Here is a 275-nt window from a genome sequence, read left to right on the forward strand (position 1 = left end):
AGACTTCCTGCAACAGTCCCGCTTCGCGCTGTGTAACTGCCGCGTCTGCAATCGTCCTTTCGCCGTTCAGAAAGAGATCGACTACGCCATTGCGCTGCTTAAGCACAACGGCGACAGCCGCGCGGAAAACCACCGCGAAAGCTTTGAGACTTGCCCGGAATGTAAGCGCCAGAAATGCCTGGTGCCGTCCGACCGTATTGAACTGACTCGCCATATGAAAGAGGCCATCTGATGAGCAATTTATTAGGCCCCCGTGACGCCAACGGCATTCCGGT

The 275-nt window shown here is 56.0% G+C and carries 1 pseudogene; it reads left to right on the plus strand.

The features are described from left to right. Window positions 1-232: pseudogene (hycF, locus tag FN960_RS24015) on the plus strand (formate hydrogenlyase subunit HycF); the annotation flags it as partial. Window positions 233-275 lie beyond the last annotated feature (43 nt).

Origin of the sequence: Alkalicoccobacillus porphyridii (genome assembly GCF_007293315.1) — a bacterium.
GTDB lineage: Bacteria > Bacillota > Bacilli > Bacillales > Bacillaceae_D > Alkalicoccobacillus > Alkalicoccobacillus porphyridii.